At 43.0% G+C, this 23,894-nt stretch carries 21 protein-coding genes; 11 read left to right on the forward strand and 10 right to left on the reverse strand.

Annotated elements, in window-relative coordinates:
- Positions 1–55: 55 nt before the first annotated feature.
- Together DN068_RS03340 and DN068_RS03345 are read right to left on the reverse strand one after the other, a co-directional pair.
- Positions 56–2,131 (reverse strand): M16 family metallopeptidase, encoded by a 2,076-nt coding sequence (locus tag DN068_RS03340; protein WP_110997464.1) that lies wholly within the window; start codon positions 2,129–2,131, stop codon positions 56–58.
- A 40-nt stretch (positions 2,132–2,171) separates the two neighbouring features.
- Entirely contained in the window at positions 2,172–3,506 is a 1,335-nt protein-coding gene (locus DN068_RS03345; protein WP_110997465.1) for a M16 family metallopeptidase, read from the reverse strand.
- 362 nt (positions 3,507–3,868) lie between these two features.
- On the opposite strand from DN068_RS03345, the gene hxpB reads away from it, so the two are divergent.
- Positions 3,869–4,516, forward strand: coding sequence for a hexitol phosphatase HxpB (hxpB, locus tag DN068_RS03350; RefSeq protein ID WP_110997466.1), 648 nt, complete (start codon positions 3,869–3,871; stop codon positions 4,514–4,516).
- Between the two features lie 26 nt (positions 4,517–4,542).
- Here the strand turns inward: hxpB and DN068_RS03355 are convergent, their stop codons facing one another.
- Together DN068_RS03355 and DN068_RS03360 are read right to left on the reverse strand one after the other, a co-directional pair.
- Positions 4,543–5,037, reverse strand: coding sequence for an anti-sigma factor family protein (locus DN068_RS03355; protein WP_110997467.1), 495 nt, complete (start codon positions 5,035–5,037; stop codon positions 4,543–4,545).
- A gap of 20 nt (positions 5,038–5,057) precedes the next feature.
- Positions 5,058–5,633, reverse strand: coding sequence for an RNA polymerase sigma factor (locus DN068_RS03360; RefSeq protein WP_110997468.1), 576 nt, complete (start codon positions 5,631–5,633; stop codon positions 5,058–5,060).
- 155 nt (positions 5,634–5,788) lie between these two features.
- Between DN068_RS03360 and DN068_RS03365 the strand changes: the two genes are divergently transcribed.
- The 6 genes from DN068_RS03365 (at position 5,789) to DN068_RS03390 (ending at position 12,456) form a co-directional block, all read left to right on the forward strand.
- Positions 5,789–6,193, forward strand: a complete 405-nt coding sequence (locus tag DN068_RS03365) for a DUF6249 domain-containing protein (RefSeq protein ID WP_110997469.1) — start codon at positions 5,789–5,791, stop codon at positions 6,191–6,193.
- Positions 6,194–6,590: 397 nt separating this feature from the next.
- On the forward strand, positions 6,591–8,045 hold the full coding sequence (locus tag DN068_RS03370) for a M48 family metalloprotease (protein WP_110997470.1): 1,455 nt from the start codon (positions 6,591–6,593) through the stop codon (positions 8,043–8,045).
- A 28-nt stretch (positions 8,046–8,073) separates the two neighbouring features.
- Positions 8,074–9,654: a DUF6770 family protein gene (locus DN068_RS03375; RefSeq protein ID WP_110997471.1), complete on the forward strand. Its 1,581-nt coding sequence runs from the start codon at positions 8,074–8,076 to the stop codon at positions 9,652–9,654.
- 404 nt (positions 9,655–10,058) lie between these two features.
- A complete protein-coding gene (locus DN068_RS03380; protein ID WP_165836267.1) occupies positions 10,059–10,871 on the forward strand; it encodes a class I SAM-dependent methyltransferase in 813 nt (270 codons plus the stop codon).
- Positions 10,872–11,173: 302 nt separating this feature from the next.
- Positions 11,174–12,031: a hypothetical protein gene (locus tag DN068_RS03385; protein WP_110997473.1), complete on the forward strand. Its 858-nt coding sequence runs from the start codon at positions 11,174–11,176 to the stop codon at positions 12,029–12,031.
- Between the two features lie 185 nt (positions 12,032–12,216).
- Entirely contained in the window at positions 12,217–12,456 is a 240-nt protein-coding gene (locus DN068_RS03390) for a hypothetical protein (RefSeq protein ID WP_110997474.1), read from the forward strand.
- Between the two features lie 106 nt (positions 12,457–12,562).
- Here DN068_RS03390 and DN068_RS03395 read toward each other — a convergent pair whose 3' ends face one another.
- Together DN068_RS03395 and DN068_RS03400 are read right to left on the reverse strand one after the other, a co-directional pair.
- Positions 12,563–13,459 carry an oxidoreductase gene (locus tag DN068_RS03395; RefSeq protein WP_110997475.1) on the reverse strand — a complete coding sequence of 299 codons (897 nt, stop codon included), beginning with the start codon at positions 13,457–13,459 and terminating at the stop codon, positions 12,563–12,565.
- Between the two features lie 120 nt (positions 13,460–13,579).
- Entirely contained in the window at positions 13,580–14,470 is an 891-nt protein-coding gene (locus DN068_RS03400) for a helix-turn-helix domain-containing protein (protein WP_207798845.1), read from the reverse strand.
- Between the two features lie 131 nt (positions 14,471–14,601).
- Between DN068_RS03400 and DN068_RS03405 the strand changes: the two genes are divergently transcribed.
- From DN068_RS03405 to DN068_RS03415, 3 genes are all read left to right on the forward strand, one after another.
- Entirely contained in the window at positions 14,602–15,648 is a 1,047-nt protein-coding gene (locus DN068_RS03405) for a linear amide C-N hydrolase (RefSeq protein ID WP_110997477.1), read from the forward strand.
- 202 nt (positions 15,649–15,850) lie between these two features.
- Positions 15,851–16,648: an alpha/beta fold hydrolase gene (locus tag DN068_RS03410; RefSeq protein WP_110997478.1), complete on the forward strand. Its 798-nt coding sequence runs from the start codon at positions 15,851–15,853 to the stop codon at positions 16,646–16,648.
- A gap of 66 nt (positions 16,649–16,714) precedes the next feature.
- Entirely contained in the window at positions 16,715–19,162 is a 2,448-nt protein-coding gene (locus DN068_RS03415; protein WP_123985221.1) for a hybrid sensor histidine kinase/response regulator, read from the forward strand.
- Positions 19,163–19,310: 148 nt separating this feature from the next.
- Here the strand turns inward: DN068_RS03415 and DN068_RS03420 are convergent, their stop codons facing one another.
- Positions 19,311–19,745, reverse strand: coding sequence for an OsmC family protein (locus DN068_RS03420; protein WP_110997480.1), 435 nt, complete (start codon positions 19,743–19,745; stop codon positions 19,311–19,313).
- A gap of 198 nt (positions 19,746–19,943) precedes the next feature.
- Between DN068_RS03420 and DN068_RS03425 the strand changes: the two genes are divergently transcribed.
- Positions 19,944–20,675, forward strand: coding sequence for a hypothetical protein (locus DN068_RS03425; protein ID WP_123985222.1), 732 nt, complete (start codon positions 19,944–19,946; stop codon positions 20,673–20,675).
- 168 nt (positions 20,676–20,843) lie between these two features.
- Here DN068_RS03425 and DN068_RS03430 read toward each other — a convergent pair whose 3' ends face one another.
- The 3 genes from DN068_RS03430 to DN068_RS03440 form a co-directional block, all read right to left on the reverse strand.
- Entirely contained in the window at positions 20,844–22,298 is a 1,455-nt protein-coding gene (locus tag DN068_RS03430) for an aminoacyl-histidine dipeptidase (RefSeq protein WP_110997482.1), read from the reverse strand.
- A 743-nt stretch (positions 22,299–23,041) separates the two neighbouring features.
- Entirely contained in the window at positions 23,042–23,428 is a 387-nt protein-coding gene (locus DN068_RS03435; RefSeq protein ID WP_110997483.1) for an acyl-CoA thioesterase, read from the reverse strand.
- Positions 23,429–23,481: 53 nt separating this feature from the next.
- On the reverse strand, positions 23,482–23,733 hold the full coding sequence (locus DN068_RS03440; RefSeq protein WP_110997484.1) for a cysteine-rich CWC family protein: 252 nt from the start codon (positions 23,731–23,733) through the stop codon (positions 23,482–23,484).
- Between the last annotated feature and the right edge of the window lie 161 nt (positions 23,734–23,894).

Genomic DNA, 23,894 nt, shown 5'->3' on the forward strand with positions numbered 1-23,894 from the left:
AAAGCAAAAAGCAGGCCAATGGCCTGCTTTTCTTTATTCCGGTAAGAATAATCTACTATTGAAATTCGCTGTCAGCGATGCCTTTGTTCACTTCTACGGTAGTTACTTTAGAATCGATAGACATGTTAGGGCCAGCCGGGATTTTAACCGAGTATGGAACCTTGTAACCATTAGTACCCGGTACTTCGCGATAATCTGCGAATTCGGTTGTAGCTGCGCCTTGTTCAGACATTTCTACTTTTTTTACCAGGAAGTTGGTTGCCGCATCATAGTATTCAGTGCTTTTATCACCTTTAGCGTTTACTACATCCAGCACATAAACGTCTTTGTCGTTCACTTTATCCATGCCTTTCAAAGTGCGTTTGATGCCATATTGCGTAGCATGCAGGTCGCTTTGCAGATCCGCTTCTTGTTTCAGATCTTTCAGTTCATCAGCTGTAAGATCTACTTTTTGTCCGCGTTCTACTTTGTAACCTTTGTCGCCGTTTACAACCATTTTTTGCAAAGTCATGCTACCCATCGCAACTACCATTGACATCTGGGCTGGTGCTTTTTTGATAGAAGTAAAAGTCAGCGTTTGTCCCTGGATAGAACCTGAAGCTACCAGTTTCATATCTTTCAGACCGTTGATCGCTTTTTCACCACCGATAGCTGCAACATATTTATTGTAAACAGCATCAGCAGTTACTCCGGCAGGAGCTGCAGCAGTAGCGGTTTCCTTCAGCGGACGACCGTAACCATCGAAATAAGCGATGTTGCCATCTTTTGAGTATTTAGCCAGTTTCTTAGATTCATCTTTGCTACCTACTACAACGATGTTTGCGTTTGCAGGCGTGATGTATTTTTTAGAAATAGCCATTACATCATCAGAAGATACGGCAGCCAGATTTTTCAGATAGTTCTGATAGTAATCTTTTGGCATGTGGTAACGTTCTGTGTTGATCGCAAATTGTGCAATACGCGCAGGATCTTCCAGGCTCATTGCGAAACCGCCGCTCATATAAGCAATGGTGTTCTGCAGTGATTCGTTATCTACTTTTTCTACGCTCAGGCGGTTCATCTCATTCAGGATTTCGCCAACAGAGCTATCGGTAACAACGTTGCGGCATTTTGCATATGCAGTGAAATTACCCGCCAGCTCATCTGCAGTAATAGAAGAATAAGAACCGTAAGTCCAGGCGTGTTTTTCACGCAGGTTCAGGAACAGACGACCCTGTGAACCACCACCGAGAATAGTACCTGCTACTTTAGCCTTGATCACTTCCGGCGTGCCAGGTTTCAGATCAATTGGGTAAGTAACATTGATTACGCTTTGTACAGCGCCGTCACGTGGTACGAATTCAACGCCGGTTGTTGCCGGCGCAGTTGGTTTTGCATAAGTCGCTACCGGAACGGTTGCTTTAGCCCATTTGCCAAAATATTTTTCCAGCAATGGTTTTACCTCAGCAGCTGTGATATCGCCAACTACAGCCATGTAAGCTACATTTGGACGGAAATAAGTGCTATAGTATTTTTTTACGCGATCCAGACTGATCTTTTTTACAGATGTTTCTGTAGAAACTTCGCCGTAAGGATGTTTCGTGCTGTAGTTGAGGACTGCTGCCACGTTTTTCAACATCGCATCCGGTTCGTTTTTGCTTGCTTCCAGACCAGAAAGTGTACGTTGTTTGGTTTTATCCAGTTCTTCCTGTTTGAAATCAGCGTTCATAGCGATATCGCCCATCAGCGTCAGCAATTGGTCCTGATGCTTTTTGAGTGAGCTACCGTTCAGGCCTTCAGAAGTTGCAGATACATCAGCGCCAATAAAATCGATTTCTTCGTTCAGTTTGTCTTTAGAACGTGTTTTAGTACCGCTGGTCATCAGTTCAGAGAACATGTCGCGGAAACCAGCCATATCGCCTTCCAGTTCTGGTTTGATATCGAGCTGGATAGAGTATTCAACCGTTGGCAGTTTGTGATTTTCAACCACGAAAACTTTCATGCCGTTAGACAGTGTGAATGTTTCAGTTTTACCAAGTTTTACTTCAGGAGCAGGACCTGCTTTCGGGCGAATGCTGCGATCCAGAGTCTGTGCGCGGCTTACAGAAGAAAGCAGTGCGAGTGTAAGTATAGAGAGCGTGATCTTTTTCATAAATAATTAGTTTGAAAGCTGTGATCAGATGAACAATCGCTTATTTTTTTTCTTCAGATTTAGGTAAATAATAAACGACCAGTCTGTTCTCTTTCGTGAAATACTTGTTAGCTACACGCTGCAGATCTTCCTTCGTGATTTTTCTATAACGGTCCAGTTCTGTATTGATCAGATTCGCGTTGCCTTCAAATGTCCAGTAAGTAGCGAGGTTAGTTACCACGCCCAGTACTTTTTGGTTTTTAGCTACGAAATCAGTTTCTGCCTGGTTAATGAGTTTTTGATATTCTTCGTTAGAAAGCGGTGTTGTTTTTACTTTCTCGATTTCATCTTCCATTGCCTTTTCCAGTTCAGCTGGTTTTACGTTCATGTTCGCAATGCTGAACATTACAGCCAGAGAAGGATCTTCGTTTGGCAATGCGAAAGCGCCTGCTTCAACAGCTTTTTGTTGTTTGTCTACGATTTCTTTGTGAAAACGAGAGCTGTTGCCCTGGCTCAGCAGTTGTGTCAGCATCTGGATCGCATAGTAATCATCCGTGCCGATTTTTGGTGTATGGTAAGAAAGCAAAACTGCAGGCAACTGTACGTTATCATAGAAAGTAACGCGTTTTTCAGCTGTCTGTGCAGGTTCTACCGCCGTTGGACGAGGAATTGCTTTTGTGCCTCTTGGAATATCACCAAAATATTTAGTGATCAGCGCCTTGCTCTGCTCGATGTTGATATCACCACCGATAACAACTACTGCATTGTTTGGCACATAGAATGTTTTGTAGAAATCCATGAATTCGCCCAGCGTAGCCTGATCGATGTATTGTTCTTTACCGATCGGCGTCCAGCGGTACGGATGCACCGTGAATGAGTTTTCATACACAACATTGAGCAATTGGCCGTAAGGACGGTTATCATAGCTCTGTTTCTTTTCTTCTTTTACCACTTTACGTTGCGTTTCTACGCCGATCGTGTCGATTTTGGCGTGCAGCATACGCTCAGATTCCATCCATAAAGCCAGTTCCAGCTGGTTAGATGGTAATACTTCGTAATAAAAAGTGCGGTCTTGCGTAGTATTGGCATTCAGCTCGCCGCCGTTTGCCTGAACCAGCTTCATATATTCGCCGCGTTTGATGTTTTCGCTGCCTTCAAACAAGAGGTGTTCAAAGAAGTGAGCGAAACCAGTGCGTTGCGGATCTTCGTTTTTAGAACCAACATGGTACATTACAGACATCGCTACAATGGGAGTAGCGTGATCTTCATGGAGGATTACATGCAGCCCGTTGGGCATGTCATATTCTGTAAATTTAATGTTGCCTTCAGCGCGTGCACCTGCACTAAGCAGCGATGCACCTACCAGAAAAGCATAAAAAGCATTGCGCTTCTTCATAAAGAATTGGAATTTTGCGGTCAAAAATAATCTTTGGCACCATTCAAAGCCATTTTTTATTGAAAATTTCACCCGAAAAGTCACCCAATACGGCCATTCTCTACAGGGATGCCTCATCGGAAAGTTACCATATCGGTCACAATCAACAGATTAATTGCATCCGTTATCAGGAATTAACACCGCTTTGCGCTGTAAGCTTTCGGCTTTTGCCCGGTTGTCCGTAATTTTGCGGCGGCATAAAGGCCCCTTTAACTCCTCCAAAGGAGGAGAACGCCCAACGCGATCTATTTGATTTAACAAGGGGTGCTTTCTGCTTTGAGCTTTCTGCTTTCAGCTTTTTTGACTTTTTGAATTTTGACTTTATGATAAATACCGTATTGTTCGACATGGACGGATTATTGCTGGATACAGAGCCCCTGTGGGGCGAAAGTATGCTGCGCATTGCCGGTAAACACCGGATTCCGATCACGCCGGAACGATTTAAAGAAACAACTGGTCTCCGCATTTATGAAGTAACGGATTACTGGGCGGTGAAATATCCATGGGAAGGGCAAACTGCTAGTTTTGTGGCCGACGAAATCCTTGATGATATTATAGAATTATCAAAACAACGTGGCCGCGTGATGCCGGGTATTGAAAAAGCTTTGGAATTGCTGAAAGCAAATAATTATAAAATCGGATTGGCGTCTTCCTCTCCGATGCGCATGATACAGGCCTTGACCGATTATTTTGGCATCTCTCATTATTTTGATTGTATTACTTCCGCCGATTCTGTTGAATTAGGCAAGCCGCATCCTGGTGTGTTTTTGCATTGTGCAAAAGAGCTGGGATCTACGCCGCTTCAATGTGCTGTGCTGGAAGACTCAGTAAATGGTATGATTGCGGGAAAATCGGCGAGAATGAAAACGATTGTGGTTCCGGATGCTGCACATTACAATGATCCGCGTTTTGCAATTGCCGATGTGAAGCTGCACAGTATGGAAGAATTTACTTTAGACTTAGTAAAATAATCGCTGCGATAAACAACAATCCTTCCCTAAGCGGAAGGATTTGTTTTATGTATCTGTTTGCGGAAACTTCGGTAGCGGTCGGCCAAGACAAGTAATACTACAATATAGATGGCGGCGCCAAAGAAGAGTAAATTATGATTTTCCTTGCTGCTGAATTCCCAATGGAATATTTGCGTATTGCCCGTTCCTTTGGTGGTAAATAACAGGACGCCCCACAGAATAGTCGATAACACAAAAAAAGCACCTAATAATTTTACAACCCAGCTTTTCGCCAAAGGCTGCATCTTATGGGCAGGTTGAACAGTCGCCAATTGCTCCATGATGTTTTGTGTAAAACGCATGGATGGCTCATCCAGTAAATTTTTATCACTAAGCAAAGATTGCATTGCCAAAAGGCGCTCATAAGTTTCCTTCCAGGCGCGATCTGTCGCAAGCAACATTTCTGTTTTTTGTTTTTCTGTTGCAGTATCGAGGCCGTCGATATAGGCCCATATCCGCTGATCTATTTCATATTGCTGCATGACAATTTTTTTATGAGGGCTTATCGATAGGTTTCTAATTCTTCTTTAAAATGCTGTTCCAATATATCTTTCAATCGGTTTCGTGCACGATGCAGTTTTACTTTTACGGTATTTGCGGAGATTCCGGTGATTAATACGATCTCGTCTATCCGCTGCTCTGCAAGGTAGAACAACTGAAGCAATTGAGCGTCGGCTGCCGGTAAGTGCTCCAGCGCCCGTTGTATCAATTGGTAATTTTGTTTTGACAGCGGTAAATGATCTGCTGTTGCGCGGTTTTCTGAAAGGTGAACCAGGTCGGCTTCTTCGAAAAAATGCACATTTTCCTGCTTCTTCCGTAAATAAGACAGACAAGTAGTGTTGACAATTGTATAAAGCCAGGTGCTGAATTTGCTGGTACCTTTAAAATCGACCAGTGAACGAAACGCTTTCACAAACACGTCCTGAGCCAATTCTTCTGCGGTTTCCCGATTATTTACATAACGCAAAACCAGCGTGAACACGTAGTTCTTATAACGATCCACGAGTATTGCATAGGCATTTTTCTGCCCGTTTAATACTTGCTGAATAATATCGTTGTCCTGGATTTGCGAATTCATCTATGGCTATATGACGCTGTTTGCCGGAAACTGGTTACACCTGAAGAAATCTTTTTCCGGCTGTAACCTTTTTGTTGCCTGTTGCGTCTTAGATCTGTAGAAGCCTGCAGGCGACTGCTCAACAAAATAACAATCACAAATTAAACAGAAATATTATGCTCGCAACAGAAGCTATGATTCCAATTGCTGTCTCATTTGCCATTTGTGCTACCATCTTTGGAATTTATTATTTCAGAACAAAAGAAAATCTATCGCTGATCGAACATGGATTTAATCCTAAGGAACGAAAGCAACGACCTTCCGCCTATGTAAGCCTGAAATACGGCCTGCTGCTGGCCGGAGCGGGAATGGGCCTGCTGGCCGCCTATATTCTCGATGTCATCATTATGAAGCATGGTGTACATGTCGCACATGAGGTGGTGGGAGGTTCAACTGTTTCTGATATGGTAGATGACCGTGAACCAGTATTGTATTTCGCAATGATTGCTATCGGCGGCGGTTTAGGGTTGATTATTTCCTATGCTAAAGAAAAGAAAGACTTTAAATTATTAGATCGCTGAATTCTGGCGAAATAAAATTTATAATGACCCTATCGAATGGTAAAGTTTAAATGCGATGAGTAAAGAGACGTCTATGGCGTCTCTTTACTTGTTCTTTAAATAATCGATGCACAAAAAGAGAGGCGTCTTACGGGACGCCTCTCTGCTTACATTTCAATGAAACATTTAACCAAAAACCATGAAAAACACATCATTTATAGAAACCTCCTTTGTTTGAATCTCTGATACAAAATTCGGATAGATACATTTTTTTTTAAACGCCAATCGGGCAGGATTAAGGTCCAATCAGACGAAATGAAGTAAGTCGACGATCTTAGCTATTTTTCATATAGGAATTGAAACCCTATTTTTGCGTCCGTTTTTGTAACATACCACACGAAACTGGCAGCTAAACCTTATGAATTTACGTTTATTGACCTCATTGGCATTGTGCAGCTTATTGCTTGTATTGCAGGCAAGCGCTCAAAGCAAGAGCCTGTATCAGTACCATGATCTTTCCAGTTTTTATTATAAAAATCAAAAAGATTCGCTGAAGAAAGCCTGGACTTGTCCTGTTGTTTTCAGAGAGAAAGAAACCCAGAAAAAATACAAGGAGCTCTGGGATGATCGTTCTCAATTTCTTACCTCGTCCATTTCGGACAATAGTTATATCCACGACCAGGTAGTATATAACTATGTACAGGGTATCGTCTCACAATTAGTTAATGCCAATGCTGGTGCGATTCCTGCGCAGCCTTTTTTGCTGATAGACCGCAGTTCTTCGGTAAATGCTTACGCTGTGGGCAACAATATTATCGCAGTAAACCTCGGTCTCATCGTGTATGCGCATACGCGCGAGGAAATCGCTTTTGCGATTGCACATGAACTGGCGCATAACATTCTGAATCACGTCGATAATATCATCCGTCAGCGGGCCGAGTGGCTGACTTCTCAGGCATATAAAGATTCGCTGAATGCAGTGCTTGATTCAAAATACGGTCGTCTTTCCCGGTTGAAAAAAGTGTACGAAACTTATTCCTTCAGTCGCAGCAGGCACCAGCGCTATCGCGAAAGCGAGGCTGATTCGCTGGCATTGGTATTGTTGAAGAGATGCAATGTATCGTTTGACGCTTCGCTGTTTCTGCATTTGGACAGTTCTGATATGCAATTTAAGCAACCACTGAAACAACCTTTGAAAAACTACTTCACTGCATATAATGTTGCTTTTGATGAATCCTGGACGCAGCGTCGTTCCAGAGGACTTTCTACGAAAGCTTATAATTTTAAAGACACAACCAGTATTGAAGATTCGCTGAAAACGCACCCAGATTGTGAACAACGCTATGAAGCGACACGTGCGCAAACGATGCCCAACGGAAATTTTACACCCGTAGATCCCGCTGTCAGAATGCTCGCTAATAAAATGATGCTTTGGAATCTCTATAACAACGAAAACTATACCTACGTGCTTTACCGCATTATGCTGGAGAAAGACAAAGGCAATACAGATCCGTGGTATGATATAATGTTTAGCAATGTTATTTCCAGTCTGCAATATTCCGACAGAGAGTTGCACCGCTTTACAGCAATCGGCGTAGTGCAAAAAGAATATATTTCGCGCAATTTTTACGAGCTGCAGAATATGCTGGAGCAAATGCCGCGTGAAAGCCTGGAGCAGTATGCCAAAACGATGCAGGAACACACAAGCTGGGCCACCGCGGGACCTGATGAGCAGACGCTGAAAGCATTTTTGCACACACTTGCATTAGGTACAGATCGCTCTGAGGATGCTAAAAAGGAAGCTGCGCGCACATTGATCAGCGCTAACAAAAGCAGTATTTACTGCGAGCTTGCTGCGTCATTTGACAAATAAATATTTCCACAATTATAATTCCTAAAAAATGAAAAAGTTCGTTTTCGCAATGTGCGCATTGCTGACAACCTTCGGAACCTATGCCCAAAAGAAAGTTTTTAAAGAAGTGGGCGAAGGCATTTCTACTCAGTTAAAAGTTATTCATCAGGATAATACACTGGTGGGTTATCTCTCTTTTACAGAGCTCGAAAAAACTAATAAGGATTCCTTCAGTTATAAGATCACAATCATGGACGAGAATCTGAACGATATCGGTACCGTGAATTTCAAAAATAAAAAACTGACCCTTCGGTCCGTAGCGTTTGAGCAGGATGTTATCTGTCTCGCGTACATTAAGAGTAACATGTACCACCAGGAATTCAAAACTAAAAAGGAATACAACAAAGCAGAACGTGTTGCCGATGATGAACTGTACATGCAGTTTCTGGGGCTGGATGGCAAAATTATCAATACGAAAGATAACCGTTTGATAATGAGTCATACGGCAGTGTATGTGCCACCTGCTGCGAGAGTGGGCAGAGGGAAACTGACATCTGTTCAGGCATTAAAACATGATGTGCAGCTGAGCAATATTCCGCAAAAAGGTTTCGCTTGTTTTTACGGTGATGGCAACGGTAAAAATCTGCTCGTCTACAACACGGCCGGGGAACAAACCTGGAGCAAAAAAATAACAGAAAAAGCAGAAGGTTATCGCATGTTGGTTTCTAATCAGGATGTTTTCTTCCTTTGTAAAGAATACTACACTGTAGAGGGCAGTTACAAAGTGTTTGGTTATGGAACGGTTGACAGCACTGTGTTTCCGACCCGTGACCTGAAAGACAAACAAGACAATCCGCTGAAAGTGATTTCTTTTGAAAACGATCCGGTAAGCGGCAGGCCTTATATCTCTGGCAGCATTATTGCTAAAAAGAGAGCAGCGAAATTCATCAGTGCAAAACATCTTTCCACCGGCGCATACGCAGGCGTATTTACTATGAATGCTACCGACGGAAAATCCAATGAATTTAAAGAAGTATATACCTACTGGTCTGATAATTCGAAAGCGAATATTTCCCGCAAAGGTTATTTCAGGAACGAGCGTTGCTATGCCGTATTTGAAGAATCATTCAAAGATTATGAAGGCAACACCTATTTTACCGGTAATTCTCTTTACCGTAAAACAAATATCGGCGGCATTATAGCCTCTGTGCTGACTGCACCGTTGATCGTTCCTCCGATATTTATTCTTACTCTGGGCGGCACGCAAAGATGTAAAGTGAAAGATCCGGTGGTGATCAGGCAGGACCGCGAAGGAATGGTTAGCTTTCAGAAATATATTCCTTCCACACGCAACGCATTCCATCCGGCAGCTGCAAATTATGCGGCTTTTTGTGACAACAACGATTTTGGCGTTGTGAACAGCACGGAGACGAAAAACAATTACATCATTGTGTACGAGCCGAGGAACATCGTAATTTTCGACGTAAAACAAAACAAACAGGTACGCAGCATTCCGCGCAATGATGGCAATACTTATACGTCTATTTTTCCAGCTAAGGAGGGACATATTATGGTGTCTGAATATGATTTCAAGGCACGTTCAACGAGCCTTTCCATTGAGGCTCTGTAAAACGATGAAGGTTTAGCGTCTGATTATCTTTTATTATGCCAGGGGAATCAAGCCTGTCTGACAATAATTATGAAAGCTTCGAGCAAAAGCAAGAGAGACCTAGAATAATCTCTCCTTTGCCATTTAACCGAACATAAAAAAAACATCTCAGAACAATCCGTTCAGACATCTGATGTTTTCTTTTCAAAAAAAGGAAAAGATGAAAAAAATAAAGGCGTCTCCCCAGACGCCTCTATTCATTTAACCAAAAACTACGAAAGCAAAATCGCCCAAGCGACTTTTAAAATTCTAAACCCCCGTTTGAATTTCTGATACAAAATTCGGTCAGAATTGGTATGTGGAAGTGGCCAATCAGACGGGATAATGATCCATTTGGTCGTAAATTCGTATCACAAATCTGCGACATGAAACAAAGTGCTAAGAATATTTCCTTTTCAGGCTCAATTCCAGTCAATTATGACGATGGGATGGGAGAAATGTTTTTTGAGCCTTATGCAACAGAAATGAGTAACAGAGTAGCTTTGCTGCAGCCTTCAGCTGTGCTGGAAATTGCGTGTGGTACCGGGCGGTTAACAAAATATCTGTCGCAACAACTGCCAGGTGCATCTATTACGGCAACTGATCTAAATCCCGCCATGCTAGAGTTTGCCCAAAAGAGGTTCAGTGGGCTTTCGAATGTTCGCTGGGAAATAGCGGATGCATTGTCGGTGCCGTTTGCGGATCAGTCCTTTGACTGTGTGGTGGTGCAGTTTGGCGTAATGTTTTATCCTGACAAAATACAAGGTTTTAGAGAGTCATTCCGTGTTTTAAGAAGCGGTGGCAAGTTCATTTTCGCGACCTGGAAATCTCTTGCTGATAATGAAATTGCGCAGATAGCAAATGATACTGTGAAAATATTTTTCCCAAATGATCCGCCTGTTTTTTTCAATATTCCGTTTTCCTACTATGATAAAGACCAGATTCGAAAAGACGTAATGAATGCGGGTTTCGGTAGTGTCGAAATAGAAGATTTGTCACTCAGTGGATCTAACATCTCCGCTGAAAACGCCGCCAGGGGATTGTTTGACGGTACACCAATTATTAATTTTCTCAACGAGCGGGCACCGGATAAAATACCGGAGATTAAACAACGGTTTGTAGATGCGATAACTAAAGTATATGGTAAAGACCATTTATCGATACCATCAAGTGCTTTGATCGTAACAGCGGAGCGTTAATCTGACGATATCATCGAAAATAATAGAGGTGTCTTTCGGAAGACACCTCTATTCACAACCCCAAAACTACGAAATAGAGATTCATAACCCCCGTTTTGAATCTCTGTTACAAAATTCGTTCAGGTGCGGATTTTAAAGCAGTCCGATCGGACAAAAAAATAATCCATTCAGACATCTGATGTCTGTATTTTTGTGAAGCTGGGGATTTGTGTACTTGTTGAATCGTTCGGATTTGGCTCTGCTGCGAATTTTCAGGCAATTTATTTTTTCTTTTTTGCGTTTAGTTACCAAAACCTTCTATTATGCCCAATCGTATTCTTTTTTTCTCAGCTCTTGTGTTGACTGTAACGCTGACTTCCTGCCACAAGTCCCATTCTAATCTTGGCCAAACGAAAATTCAGGTGCCTAGTCTGGAAGATTCCTGTCTTTTTGAAATGGGGACCGCCGCGACCCATCTGATTCATGTGTGGGGAAAACCGGGAGATGCAGTATTGCAGATTAATAAACTTACCGGCACATTGACCGACACAAACGGCTTTATGACGCCGATTTCAAGGCTGAGTGCGCAGGCACAATTCAGCAATGGCAATGTCATCTACAATTATATTTCAGCAGGCAGTTTGTCGCTCAACGGATCTCCCGTAAGTCTGGCAACAAACAATAACTTCAATTATTATATTTCGTATAATAATGCTGTGACCTGGAATGATACAGGAACAAACCAATGGCAAGTGGGCGGAAGTAATGCATTTCCAGCAGCTACTGTTAGCATGGATGGCAGCTTTCCGGAGTTTACCGGCGTGTTGCCAGATTCTATTTCTCCTTTGAATTATACATTTACATTTAACAGCAGTAATACCGCTAATGCCGATTCCGCTGTTCTTTTTCTTTATGCAGGTCGTAAAGACGATAGCGTTTCCGAGCCTATGATAGAGCTTTTTACTCATGGGCAGGCTGTTGATGCCACTAATGGGGTTGCTGATGTTGGCGCTCGTACGGGTGTCACCTATGCCAATTATCGCATGCGCATACAAAACAAATCATACCGTACCTGTTTGTTGGTGGTCGTCTTATTAAAAGAATCGCAGCAGACCGTGAATGGGAAAGTGTTTACACTGGCGCGGCAACGGATTGTGTACAAAACGGCATACATTAAATAATGCGCCGAAAGTTTATGGTGTCACGAACAGACAGCATTTACACACCTGTTTTTTTTAACCTATCAACAGTCTAATGTATTCACGCTCATGCGTAATGTGCTGATCATCTGTGTTTTTACGATTGGGTGGAAAAATTCTATCAGCTATTAGCCAGAATTTAGGTTTATTTGCGCCCGATTATATTTATGGAGCATTTTTTTGATTTGCCTGTGTCTTATCAGGAGGAGGAATTGACCTTTCGTGGAAGACTGGTGACATTTGGCTATGCGTACAAATTTTATGTGATCATTGAAGGACAGGAACTGGTTTTTGAAAAGGACGATGAAATGAATTATCGAGCCATCAATGCAGCTGAACATAGCAAAACCATTTCCTCTGAATTGATCGAAGCAGTAATTGAATCATTACAGAAGATCAAGGAATAAGAAATCGCTTGAAGAAAAAAGGACCGTTCTCATTACTGCTGAGGACGGTCCTTTTGCATTCTATTAATAGGATCAGGAATGCAGTAACTTTTTACTTGTCAACTTATCATACCAAAATACCCGTCATCGCTTCGGCATATGCCCATAATTTTTTTGCTGTTGTTTCATCCATCGCATTTGCAGCTATAACTGCTTCGCCGGGATAGCCACGATAACCACCATCTTTATCAGGGCCATAAAGTGCCCCAGCTTTTGCATTTGGGTCAGTTGCAGCATACAAGGATGGCAGTGCTCCCTGCCAGGGCTCCATCAATTCACCAATACGATCTAATGCAGCAGCATATTCTGCTTCATTCATGTGACGTGAGAGGTCTGTTTTATTAGCGCCAGGTTGTACGGCAATTGAAGTAGTTTGTCCGCCAGTCTGTGTTATCCGGCGTTGCAATTCTAATGAGAAAAGTACATTGCCCAGTTTGCTTTGCGCATACTCACGCATTGGATCATAATCTTTTTCGGATTTCAGGTTATCAAAGTCAATAGTGCCGCGGAGGTAGGCGAGACTGCTGACAGTTACAATTCGCGAGCCTGGCGTTTTGTTCAGCAGCGGATATAAATAGCCGGTAAGTGCGAAGTGTCCGATAACGTTTACCCCAAACTGCAATTCAAAGCCATCATCTGTTTTAGAAGCCGGTGGAATCATTACACCTGCATTATTGATGAGTATATGCAGTTCATTGTGCCGGTTTAGAAAATCTGTTGCGAACGCTTTAACAGCGTCCAGATTAGCGAGATTCAGTATCCCGGTTTCCAGAGATCCTTTTCCGCCTGACTTTAGTATAGATTTTAGTGCTTTATCTGCATTTTCCTGACTGCGGCATGCAAGTATTACATTTGCGCCTGCTTCGTATAACGCCAGTGCTGTTTCATATCCAATGCCTGTATTGGCGCCGGTTACCATCGCTGTTTTGCCGGAGAGATCCGGTATGTTTTGCTTTGTCCACATAAAAATATTGTTGTGTTTTACATGGCAAAGTTCGGACGGAACGCAAAGCAGGCCATACCAAATCGAAAGCAAAAAGTACAAAAATCAATCAGGCGGAACGTTGTGAGTTGTTGGCGGTTTTTATGGTAATGACGATCTGAAATTTCTGGGTGTTTGACCGGTTTTTGTTTTGAAAAAGCTAGAGAAATGATTGGCTTCTTCAAAGCCCAGACTCCACGCAATATCGGCAATAGACCAGCTGGTACTCTTGAGCAGGATTTTTGCTTCTTTCGCTATTCGTTCCTGTATCAGTTGTGAAGTAGTTTGTCCGGTTATTTCTTTAAGCGCTTTGTTGAGATGATTGACGTGAATATTCAGTTGCTTTGCAAAGCCCGCAGGTGTGCTCAGTTGCAGTATCTGACTGCTCAGTTCTATTGGAAACTGCCTTTCGAGCAGTTCGGCAAAAAGCCCTGTGATACGTTCCGATGCGTTGGAAGCCGCGTAGGGACTGTGTTGGGCTGGTTGCATTTTTTGTGCATCATGTGTTATTTCCAAAAGCAGATTTCGCAGCAGATCATATTTGAATGCGTAATCGCCTTGCAATTCTTTAAACATTTTTTCAAACTGGCGTTGGAAACGTATTGTCTCTTTTTTATTGAGCGGAATTACCGCCGCATCGGCAGATTGAAACACCGGATAGTCTTTGAGATTTCCTGAACGGCTAAAGAAATCTTCGGTGAAAATGCAAACAAAGCCCGTATGTTTTTCGCTGATACGTTCCCAGAAGAAAGGAATCAAAGGATTGGTAAATACCAGTACCGTTCCATTAGTTTCAATAGTATGGTCTGCATAGTGGATTTTACTATGCCCGTTTACCAGGCTTACCTTGTAGAAGCTACGCCGGCTGTATGTTACAGGCTTATTGTCCGGCAGCATCATATCTTCTACTTTGAAAATATTGAAATGCCCGATCTCGCTGTGAACCGAATCTAATTGTTGGTTCACATTTTCGTAGAACTGTTGCAATTTCATGAAAGCTGCCATTGTTTAAAGTTATCGCCGATTTTTAATTCAGAAGGCAAAAATCAAAAGTTGATATCATTCGCGTTGTAAAACCGTTTTGTGGGTTGGAATGTTTATTTATTATTTATTTTTGTTATGCTATGAAAAGCAAACTATTCAACCATCTGATGGCGGCGTGCCTGTTTGTTTTATTTGCGTATCCGACTTACGCATGTACCCGCGTGGTGTATAAAGGCCCGGAAGGGACAGTTATTACTGCCAGGTCAATGGATTGGAGTGAAGACGTACGCAGCAATCTATGGGTTTTTCCGCGAGGCATGCAGCGCAGTGGTGAGGTAGGACCAGCTTCAATAAAATGGACATCAAAATATGGCAGTGTAATAGCCTCGGGTTACGACATCTCTACTACTGACGGTATGAACGAGAAAGGTCTGGTGGCAAATGTCCTTTGGTTGGCGGAGTCTGAATATCCTAAATGGAATGGTAAAACGCCCGGACTCTCCATAGCAGCATGGGCCCAGTATGTATTGGATAATTTTACAACGGTAAGCGAAGCGGTGACAGCATTGGGCAAAGAAGACTTTACGATTGTAACCGCTAACGTTCCTGGTCAACCGAGATTGACGACTTTACATCTTTCCCTTTCCGATGCAACGGGCGATAATGCCATTTTTGAATACATCGGCGGTAAGCTGGTGATTCATCATGACCCTTCTTATCAGGTCATGACTAATTCGCCGGCGTTTGATAAGCAACTGGCGTTAAATGAATATTGGAAAGAGATAGGCGGGACTACCATGTTGCCCGGTACCAATCGGGCAGCAGATCGTTTTGTGCGCGCATCGTTTTATGTACACGCTATTCCGCAGACAGCCGATACCCGCATTGCGATTGCGTCAATGTTTAGTGTGATTCGCAATTGTTCAGTTCCTTTTGGTATAACTACTCCTGATCAGCCGAATATTTCATCGACGCGCTGGAGAACGGTTGCGGACAGCAAGAATAAGGTTTATTATTTCGAATCGGTTTTAACGCCAAATACATTTTGGGTTGATTTTAAAAACATAGACTTCTCGGAAACAGCAAAGGTGAAAAAACTGTCGCTGGTCAATAACGAGGCCTATTCCGGTGATGCATCCAGACAGTTTAAAGATGCCGCAGCTTTTAAGTTTGAAGGGCTTAATTGATGGGATATTCGAACTTCTTAGTTGAAAAATATGCCCGAACACTTTTGGGAAGTAAGTTTTACCGAATTCGTCCAACGCTCCCTAATTTTTGTTATTTATAAGGCAATTTTCGGTTATTCTTTATCACCGTGTAATCATTGTATTGTTTCTGTGTCTTATCTTTAGGATGGAGAGCATTTTTACGGTTTAAAAATAGTATACAGTGAATATTACTACGAAAAATAACGTTCGTATTCTGGGAAACGAACGTGCAGACCAGACAATAGTATTCGGACACGGTTTTGGAACAGATCAGACTTCTTTTGCGGAAGTGGTGAAAGGATTTGAAAACGATTATCGCATTGTGTTGTACGATAACGTTGGCGGTGGTAAATCTGATATAAATGCGTTTAGTCTGGCGCGCTACAGCACGCTTAATGGTTACGTAACAGATCTCCTCGATATTCTGCAGGAATATCAGCTGGAAAATGTCAACTATGTTGGGCATTCTGTAAACGGTATGGTGAGTTTGCTATCCTCCATTAAATCGCCAAAGCATTTTTCGAAACTGATTCTGTTAGGCGCATCACCACGTTACCTGAACGACCTGCCGGAATATACAGGCGGATTTGATCAGCCAAGTCTGGATGCGCTTTATCAGACCATGGATACAAATTACTATGCCTGGGTGAGCGGTTTTTCCAAACTCGTGATGGATAATCATGATCGCCCTGAGTTGGCGGCACAGTTTGCAGAAACGCTTTCGGCTGTACGTCCTGATATCGCATTGTCTGTTGCTAAAGTTATTTTCCAGACCGATCACAGAGGCGACTTATCCAGCGTCAATATTCCAACGTTTATTTTGCAGACAACACACGATGTGGCAGTTCCTGAAAGTGTGGGTGATTATCTGAATAACGCAATTGTGGGAAGTAAGCTGACGAAGGTAAAAGCGAAGGGCCATTTTCCGCAGATCAGTTCACCGCAGGAAGTAATTGACGCGGTACGTTCATTTATTTAGCAAGCAGTTTTTTAAAATTAATACCAGGCAGCCTTGATCAACTGGCAGACACAAACGTTAGATTTTATGCTCCGGACGGGCAAATGGGCGATGAATTATAGTCCCGTTAAAGTCCTGGAGGAAGCTATTTTATTGCTGAAAGATATTGCGAAAGCAGACCTTGCTTTGATATTCCGCATAGATGATAACTACACTGCACGGTCGGTGTATGCTAATCCGCCTAGATGGAATGATCTGATAGTAAATCCGCAGCCGTTGCGAAAATTATTTCACGACAGCGATGCCGACGTTTATCTCCTGCAGGATCAGCGCATGCTGGAAACCTTATTCTCCGGTAGTTTTAATCATATCGGAAGTGCATGTTTACTTTATGTCAATGAAGAAAATCTTCAGGCTGTTTTCTTTTTGGGCTGGGAACATAACATCTCCGTCGATGAGGAATTGCAAAGCTTTATGACGCATGCGCGCAACCGGATTGCCGAGTTGCTCTGGCAGTGTGAATTGCGCATTTCCCTGGATAATACAAAAGTCCATTTTAACGCAATCCTCGATACGATTCCGCAGTCGGTAATCTTTATTGATAATACAGGAAAAGACGGCTGGGTAAATCCGCATGCTGCAAGTATGATTGGTCTGGATCATCCTGGTCCGCAGAAACCGGAAATACTGGCGGCAACAATGGCCGGATGGCGCAGTAAAGCCACTAATATTGATGAGATCAATCAACGGGCAATGGCGTTGTTTGGCATGGGCGTTGGTGTTGTAAAAGACTGGGTTTGGCGTTTTGATGAGCCGCAGCAGCATATTCTGAATGTGTCTTGCGTGCCGATTAATTCAGCATATCTGAAAGGCTGGCTTTGGGTATTTGAAGATATCACGTCGATGTATCTGGCGAATGAACATCTTACCGACCTCAACGTGAAACTGCATCAGGAAACCGAACGCGCGGATAAAGAGAATAAAGCAAAATCAGAATTCCTCGCGAATATGAGTCATGAAATCCGCACGCCGATGAATGGCGTGATTGGGATGGCCAGTTTGCTGATGAATACAACGCTCGATGACGAACAAAAAGATTTTGTTGATACTATTCGCCTGAGCGGCGATACACTGCTGACGCTGATCAATGATTTACTCGATTTTTCTAAAATTGAATCGGGCGGACTTGAACTGGAGCAACAGCCGTTTGTGTTACGCAGTGTAATCGAGGAAACTTTCGACCTGCTTTCGGTGGCAGCCAATAAAAAACAACTCGACTTACTATATCTGATAGAGCCGGACGTGCCTGCTGAGATTGTCGGCGACATTACGCGCATGCGTCAGATACTGGTGAATCTGGTTTCAAATGGCATCAAGTTTACCGAAAAAGGGCAGGTGTACATTTCTGTGCAGCTCAATAAACGCACACCAGACGGCAGGGTAGAGCTGGAATTTAAAGTACAGGACAGCGGTATAGGCATTCCTGCTGATAAATTTGACAGACTATTCCGCAATTTCTCTCAGGTAGATGCTTCCACCACCAGACGTTATGGTGGCACCGGCTTAGGGCTTGCCATTTCCAAGCGATTGGTAGAACTGATGCGGGGAAATATCTGGGTAAATAGTAAAGAAGGCGTGGGTACGTCTTTTCATTTTACCGTTGACGTCCTGCAAAATAATGGACCGTCAGTACAAGTACAGGAACCGCTGCCATTGCAGGAATTAAGCACCCGTAAAATCCTGGTGCTCGATGATAATGAAATCAATCTGCTGATTCTTAAAAAGCAGTTTGAATACTGGAATATCGCGATCGATACATTTGCAACCGTTCCGGAAGCGATTACGGCAATGCAGGAGAAAAAGTATGATATCGCACTGATTGATCTGCTGATGCCGGTTACAGATGGTATAGGTACTGCTAAAGAGATAAAGGCAAATCCGAAAATTGCAGGAGTGCCGTTGATTTTATTTAGCTCGGCATATGGGTTCAATCATATGACGGCTGATGATAAAGCCATGTTTACAGCGATACTGGATAAGCCAATCAAACATTCTTATCTACTCAAAGTAATGGGCAAAGCGCTGGGGCACACAAAAGCTTCCGAATTAATTACTACATCGGAAAGCAGAGAATTGAAACCAATGAAGATAAATATTCTTATAGCAGAGGATAATGTAATCAACCAGAAGCTAATTACGAAAGTGCTGCAAACAATGGGTTACAACGCAGATGTGGTAGCGAATGGACGTGAGGCGGTCGAAGCCTTAGAACGCATACCTTACGATCTCATTCTAATGGACATGCAGATGCCGGAAATGGATGGCATCGAGGCTACGCGTGAGATCCGACGTATTTATGATGGTGATTATCGTCCGCTGATCATTGCAATGACGGCGAGTGTATACGAGGAAGATAAAGAACTCTGTTATGCGGCTGGTATGGATGACTATTTACTGAAGCCTTTTAAACTCGATGATGTGAGTGAGAAGTTTGGTAAGTGGGCGCATCTTTTCACCTCCTCTGGCTCCTCTTAAGGGAGAAGAACTTCCGGCGCATTGCCAGAAGTTTGGTTACACGTGTTTGTCACTCTGATGAACGAAGCGTCCCGCGTAATTTGGAATAACCCGGTATTGTCGATCCAAATTCTGCGGGACTTCTCCTATCGTCAAAGCGAAACAGAAATCAGACATCAGCGATTGTGTGTGCCATCTCTGTCACCACCTCACTAGGTGTGCCCAGCAAGCGATGCAGCGGGCAGGCATCTGCAATCTGAATCAATTTCGTGCGTTGTTCTTCAGTCAGGTCATTGCCCAGATCGAGACGGCAGTAAAATGTATTGACGCCAGAAGCTGCATCTGCGGCTTTTACCAGACTCACGTTTACTTTTATCTGTTCTACTTTCCAGTCCTTTCGTTTCAGATACATACGCAGCGTAATGGCGGTGCAGGAAGCAAGTGCCATACATAAATATTCCGCTGGCGAAGGACCCGCATCTTTACCGCCTATGGTCAGCGGTTCGTCCGCAACCGTAATGTGATCGCCGACCTTCATTTGTGTAGTAAAAACATCGCCGATATTGGTGGCTTCTACCGTTGCTGTGATTTTTGTTATGGACATCGTTTGGGATTTGTTACTTGAAATTAGGCATAAATGTCTGATGTCTGATTTTTCGAGCGATGATTTGGAGGGAACGTGTTGTACATGTCGAATGTGATGAATGTGCGGAATCTCGTTTGGCACTTTTAATAATGATAAAATAGTAGTAAAATAAAATATTATTTGTATCGTTATAGTATCAACTAAAACTCTTTCAAATTGAAGTACACTTCCCTTATCCTTCTGTTTTTTGCTATTAGCTTTTCCTCATTTGCCCAACATACGGAAGATATACCTACACCATCTGGCATGCGGTCTTTTATGATAGGAGAGAAGAATGTAGATGCGACGCTCCTAAGCTGGAAAGACTGGAACAAAGAATATCAGTTCGGGCAGCAGCCGTTTAAGAATTGGAAAAACAGAAGAGCGCCGTTAGGATTTAATTACACTGCTGAGCTAATAAGGGATACTACTTTAAAATTGAAATCAGATTCTGCGCGCTGGGCCGTAGCAAGATTTGTTCCTGGTTATCGTATTCTCGCAATGTGGGGCTGTGGAACTGCTGCGAATTTCTGCCAGTGGCAGCATATTGAAATGATTTTTCACAACGGATTGCTGATCAATTTTACGGCGGATGCAGATCCTATGGTTTATAAAGTAATGACAGCGAAAAATGGACAGCCAAGGATTGTTACGAAAAAAGATACCATAGCCAAGTACGTGCCTACAATGGGTAAAATTGCACATTTTGCGATGGACACTACCTGGTATGTATGGCGGAGTGGAAACAATAAAGCTGAATTAACGGTAGCCGATTATCTGGATAGCAAATTCATGAAACGTAAATCAACAGTGCTGGTAATCTCAGACTCTGTAAGCACTGCCGCCTACGAACAACAGGTACGACAGCAGATGGCGGAACTGAAGAGAAAAGCAATTGCACAGAAATAAGATCTGGGTAATGTGCTAGAACATATCGCACTGGTTAAACACATTCGATCAAAAAATCAGCGATCGGCAATTGGTAATTTATAATAAAAAAGAGGCATCGTAAGATGCCTCTTTTGGGTATCAAGCTATTTAATCGCAGTCACTACTTTTAGGTTTTGACTTTTGAATTTACTCCGGAATGTTCTTCAATGTTTCCAGCAAATATTTCCAGAATTTCTGTACCGAGCTAATCTGAACACGTTCGTCCGGAGAGTGTGCGCCGAAAATGTTTGGACCAAAGGATATCATTTCCATTTTAGGATAATTGCCACCAATGATGCCACATTCCAGACCAGCGTGTACCGCGTTGACGTGTGCGGATTCGCCAAACAATTGTTTATAAAGATCACTCATCACTTTCACAATTGCAGAATCCGGTTTTGGTTGCCAGCCCGGATATTCCCCACTGTATTTTGAAGAAGCACCCATCAGGCCAAAAGCGCATGAAATAGCGTCTGCGAGATCATATTTTTCGCTGTCTACAGAGCCGCGTGTAAGGCATTGCAGGCTATAGTTTCCGTCTTTGATGAGAATACGGGAAAGGTTGTTAGATGTTTGTACCAGTCCGCTGATTTCAGGGCTCATGCGATAAATGCCGAATGGACAGGCATACACAGCACGCAGCATTTTATACTGGAAATCGGCCGACATAACTTTTGCTGGCATAGATTCGGCATCAACTGTTACTGCCAGGTTTGGATCAGTAGTTTTGAATTCGTCTTGTAAAGTCGCGGCCAGCTTTTGAATGGATTCTTTTACGCCAGCCTGATCTTTATCAGCAATTGTAACAACCGCAACTGATTCGCGTGGAATGGCATTGCGCAAGCTACCACCGTCGATGCTGCTGATACCAATTGTGAAATCTTTGGTGAGATTAAACAGAATACGGTTCATCAGCTTGTTGGCATTACCACGACCCAGATGAATGTCACCGCCAGAGTGCCCGCCAGTCAGACCTTTTACCATGATGCGCAGCGCAGTGTTGCCCGTTGGTGCTACTTGTTCGTAATCGCCCTGTGCAGTAATATCTACACCACCGGCACAGCCGATGGTAAGATCTGTATCTTCTTCTGTATCCAGATTGAGCATGATATTGCCATGCAGCATGCCTGGTTTCAGAGATAATGCACCGGTCATGCCGGTTTCTTCATCAATGGTAAATAAAGCTTCCAGCGCAGGATGTGCAATATCTGCAGACGCCAGAATGCTCATGATTGTGGCGACGCCAATGCCGTTGTCTGCACCGAGTGTTGTGCCTTTTGCTTTCACCCAGTCACCATCTACGTACATTTCGATGCCTTGCGTATCAAAATCGAAATTGCTGTCGCGGTTCTTCTGATGCACCATATCGAGGTGGCTCTGCATTACAATTGGCTGGCGGTTTTCCATGCCTTTCGTCGCAGGTTTGCGGATAATTACATTGCCTACTTCGTCTACTGTTGTTTCCAGCTTCAGACTTTCACCGAAAGCTTTCATCCAGGCCACCACTTTTTGTTCTTTCTTAGATGCACGCGGAATTGCGTTCAGTTCTGTAAAATAAGACCACAGCGGTTCAGGCGCCAGCTGTTTTATAGCATCATTCATTGTTGAATATTTATCAGGTTCGGAATGGATGCTAAAGTAAGCAATTACAGGTCACAGTGGACAATTGACAATTGATAGTTGATTGTGGATGGTTGATCCCTGATAGTTCGTCATACGCTACAATTTCCCCCAAAAATAAAAACGCGGAGCCTACTGGTCCGCGTTAGAATAAAGTACAAAGGTTTTTCGGAAAAGGGAAGAAAAATAGGGTTCCGGGTTCATTAATTACTTACGGGTCGACAGGTCGCTCTTGCGGGTTGACAGGTTTTTTACTGAGGGTCTAACGGTCGTTAATTTCGGATTTGATAGGTACTTTATTCAGGGCTCAGTAGGCAAAATCCAGGGTTGTCAGGTAAAATTTATTCGGGGTTAACTAGGTATTTTTGTAAGGCTTATTTGGTACTGCAATAAAATCTTCCACAAAGAAACGCCGCGCCGTTCGTTCGGAACGAATTTCCTTGACGAACGGCATGGTTTTTCTACTAACGGCGGAATTTTGACGATTTATCCTGAAAAATTGAGAATTTGTCGTGTCATGTGGAAATGTTTCCTCATGTATGCCTCTCTGGTGGCGGGTTTCAGTTGGGTGTTTTAAATTATATGTCTGGAGTAGGAGTGCTACGTTTTAAGTTGTATGTTTTAAGTTATACGTTTTAAGTTTTACATGATTGACCATTCACCATTGACCATTCACCATTGACCATTCACTGTTGTCCTTTCACCATTGACCATTGCGCGCTCTATTATTTCAAAATCTTCACCGGATTTTTGTCCTCATCAATCGCAACAAAAGTGAAGTCGCCACTTACTGCTTTCTCGCGGTGCTCTGTATACATCTGTTCAATAAAAATATCTACTCGAACTTTAAGGCTCGTATTACCGAGATACGTAACGCGACCAATCAATTCTATGATCGTTCCTGCAGGAATCGGTTTCTTGAAATCAATCCTGTCGCTACTGACGGTAACCATACGCTGGCGCGAAAATCGGGTGGCGGTGATGAACGCTGCTTCATCCATCAGTTGCATGGCTGTGCCGCCAAATAGTGTGTCATAATGATTGGTAGTACTGGGAAACACTGCTTTAAATATGCGAGTTTCCGATTGTGTAATTTTTTCTTCAGTTGTCATTTCTGAATGTTCAGTTGTAGGTATTAATTAATAAGTTGTGGTAAGCTTTTGACCTAGTCTTTAGGCTTTGTGAACAAAGCGGAAATATGTTCCAGCTTGTCGTGAAAAAGTTTGCTGTGAAACTCAGCTTTCAACGCTCGCATACAGTTGGCGCAAAGACAATCATCAAACCGTTCACCGAGAAACGTACGCTCCTCATCTGTCAGTGTAACCGTCATACATTGGCAATGCGCGATATCACCCACTTTACATTCAAATGGACCGTTACAGCGGGGACAATTTTTTACTTCGTGTTTGCACGTCATATGAGTGATTTGAGACGTTGAAAGTTATGAGTTATAGGTCGTAAGTTGTACGTTTTACGTTGTGGGTTACGTAGAGACGTTGCACGCAACGTCTCCACGTATCACCATTTTGTTTGACAACATTTATGTTTCACCATTCATTACTGATTTGTCAGGCAGAG

Origin of the sequence: Taibaiella soli (assembly GCF_003236175.1) — a bacterium.
In the GTDB taxonomy this organism is placed as follows: domain Bacteria; phylum Bacteroidota; class Bacteroidia; order Chitinophagales; family Chitinophagaceae; genus QKTW01.

What these genes read in the sequence shown, in the direction of transcription:
- DN068_RS03340 (WP_110997464.1), bottom strand. Translation starts at nt 2,131, where the DNA reads ATGAAAAAGATCACGCTCTCTATACTTACACTCGCACTGCTTTCTTCT.
- DN068_RS03345 (WP_110997465.1), bottom strand. Translation starts at nt 3,506, where the DNA reads ATGAAGAAGCGCAATGCTTTTTATGCTTTTCTGGTAGGTGCATCGCTG.
- hxpB (WP_110997466.1), top strand. Translation starts at nt 3,869, where the DNA reads ATGATAAATACCGTATTGTTCGACATGGACGGATTATTGCTGGATACA.
- DN068_RS03355 (WP_110997467.1), bottom strand. Translation starts at nt 5,037, where the DNA reads ATGCAGCAATATGAAATAGATCAGCGGATATGGGCCTATATCGACGGC.
- DN068_RS03360 (WP_110997468.1), bottom strand. Translation starts at nt 5,633, where the DNA reads ATGAATTCGCAAATCCAGGACAACGATATTATTCAGCAAGTATTAAAC.
- DN068_RS03365 (WP_110997469.1), top strand. Translation starts at nt 5,789, where the DNA reads ATGCTCGCAACAGAAGCTATGATTCCAATTGCTGTCTCATTTGCCATT.
- DN068_RS03370 (WP_110997470.1), top strand. Translation starts at nt 6,591, where the DNA reads ATGAATTTACGTTTATTGACCTCATTGGCATTGTGCAGCTTATTGCTT.
- DN068_RS03375 (WP_110997471.1), top strand. Translation starts at nt 8,074, where the DNA reads ATGAAAAAGTTCGTTTTCGCAATGTGCGCATTGCTGACAACCTTCGGA.
- DN068_RS03380 (WP_165836267.1), top strand. Translation starts at nt 10,059, where the DNA reads ATGAAACAAAGTGCTAAGAATATTTCCTTTTCAGGCTCAATTCCAGTC.
- DN068_RS03385 (WP_110997473.1), top strand. Translation starts at nt 11,174, where the DNA reads ATGCCCAATCGTATTCTTTTTTTCTCAGCTCTTGTGTTGACTGTAACG.
- DN068_RS03390 (WP_110997474.1), top strand. Translation starts at nt 12,217, where the DNA reads ATGGAGCATTTTTTTGATTTGCCTGTGTCTTATCAGGAGGAGGAATTG.
- DN068_RS03395 (WP_110997475.1), bottom strand. Translation starts at nt 13,459, where the DNA reads ATGTGGACAAAGCAAAACATACCGGATCTCTCCGGCAAAACAGCGATG.
- DN068_RS03400 (WP_207798845.1), bottom strand. Translation starts at nt 14,470, where the DNA reads ATGAAATTGCAACAGTTCTACGAAAATGTGAACCAACAATTAGATTCG.
- DN068_RS03405 (WP_110997477.1), top strand. Translation starts at nt 14,602, where the DNA reads ATGAAAAGCAAACTATTCAACCATCTGATGGCGGCGTGCCTGTTTGTT.
- DN068_RS03415 (WP_123985221.1), top strand. Translation starts at nt 16,715, where the DNA reads ATGCTCCGGACGGGCAAATGGGCGATGAATTATAGTCCCGTTAAAGTC.
- DN068_RS03420 (WP_110997480.1), bottom strand. Translation starts at nt 19,745, where the DNA reads ATGTCCATAACAAAAATCACAGCAACGGTAGAAGCCACCAATATCGGC.
- DN068_RS03430 (WP_110997482.1), bottom strand. Translation starts at nt 22,298, where the DNA reads ATGAATGATGCTATAAAACAGCTGGCGCCTGAACCGCTGTGGTCTTAT.
- DN068_RS03435 (WP_110997483.1), bottom strand. Translation starts at nt 23,428, where the DNA reads ATGACAACTGAAGAAAAAATTACACAATCGGAAACTCGCATATTTAAA.
- DN068_RS03440 (WP_110997484.1), bottom strand. Translation starts at nt 23,733, where the DNA reads ATGACGTGCAAACACGAAGTAAAAAATTGTCCCCGCTGTAACGGTCCA.